The sequence below is a fragment of the Aneurinibacillus sp. UBA3580 genome, from assembly GCF_002375825.1.
GTDB lineage: Bacteria > Bacillota > Bacilli > Aneurinibacillales > Aneurinibacillaceae > Aneurinibacillus > Aneurinibacillus danicus.
The window spans coordinates 2,969-3,266 of the sequence record NZ_DFMZ01000068.1 but is presented as its reverse complement, the minus strand read 5'-3'; the positions used below and the strand labels follow the sequence as shown (position 1 = coordinate 3,266).

1 protein-coding gene is annotated in these 298 nt (G+C 53.7%); it reads right to left on the bottom strand.

Annotated elements, in window-relative coordinates; all coding sequences use genetic code 11:
* Positions 1-41 precede the first annotated feature (41 nt).
* A partial coding sequence (locus B2899_RS10530; protein WP_286885637.1) for a Na/Pi symporter occupies positions 42-298 on the bottom strand: 257 nt, incomplete at its 5' end.

Genomic DNA, 298 nt, shown 5'->3' with positions numbered 1-298 from the left:
TTTTTCTTCCCTGGATCTTTTTCTTTCTTTTCCCCCTCCTTTTATCCTTTAATATAATGCTGCGCCATTCGTGCGATTGCATGCGCAAACGGAAGCGCCAGCAGCGAGCTAATCACATTGAACAGCGTCTGCGCGTGGGCGATTTGCAGTGCCGGATCGCCGGTGAGCCAGGATACTAACACGGCAAACGGCTGGATGAAAGGAAAGAACACGAGCACACCTGCAACATTCAGCATGACATGCACCCAGGCAACCTGCTTTGCCGCCGCGTTGCCCCCCACAGCTGCCATAATGGCGG